The following is a 308-nucleotide window of genomic DNA, read 5'->3' as shown; positions in this document are numbered from 1 at the left end:
GCGTCGCTGTGCCACACGCGCCCCAGCCGCCCGCGCCCGGCAGTCTGCCGTTCGGCCACGAGCAGGCTGGGCGCGCAGCGGCCGGCGCGCGCACGGCGCATGAGCTCGGTGTTCGTCGAATCGACGCTGGGCAGCACTTCGACGGCAAAGCCCGGCAGCAGCGGTGACACCGCTGCGCACAGGGTCTCGACGGGCCAGCGCATGGGGGTGGTCACCGGGCAGCCTGCCGGTTGCGTTTCGGCGCCACATCCGGGGCCGGGTGTGCGGCCGGCGCCCGGCGGCGCTTGGGGGCGAGCAGCGTGCCCCGG

At 76.6% G+C, this 308-nt stretch carries 1 pseudogene; it reads right to left on the bottom strand.

What is annotated here, in order from left to right:
- A pseudogene (locus VTU_RS30480) lies at positions 1-203 on the bottom strand (biotin--[acetyl-CoA-carboxylase] ligase); the annotation flags it as partial.
- Positions 204-308: the final 105 nt, after the last annotated feature.

The sequence above is a fragment of the Verminephrobacter aporrectodeae subsp. tuberculatae At4 genome, from assembly GCF_000193225.1.
Lineage (GTDB): Bacteria > Pseudomonadota > Gammaproteobacteria > Burkholderiales > Burkholderiaceae_C > Acidovorax > Acidovorax aporrectodeae.
This window is presented reverse-complemented; position numbering and strand designations above follow the sequence as displayed.